A 236-nucleotide genomic window follows, 5' to 3' on the forward strand; every position below is an offset into this window, starting at 1 on the left:
GCCGTCGTCGGCGAGCAGGGAGCGCTTGCGGCGGGCGTCGAGCGTGGCACGCACCAGGTCGGGCTGGCCGGCACGGATGTCGCGGAGGCGCTGGAAGTCAGCGGGGCTGAGCTCAGGCATGGGTCTTCTCCTCGGTGTTCGTCTCACCCGTGTACGTCTCACCCGTGTGGTTCGTGCCCTCGGCCGGGTTGTCGGTCAGGAACTGCTCGATCTCGTCGCTCGTCGGCATCGCCGTC

Source organism: Curtobacterium sp. MCBA15_005, assembly GCF_001864855.1.
Taxonomy (GTDB): domain Bacteria; phylum Actinomycetota; class Actinomycetes; order Actinomycetales; family Microbacteriaceae; genus Curtobacterium; species Curtobacterium flaccumfaciens.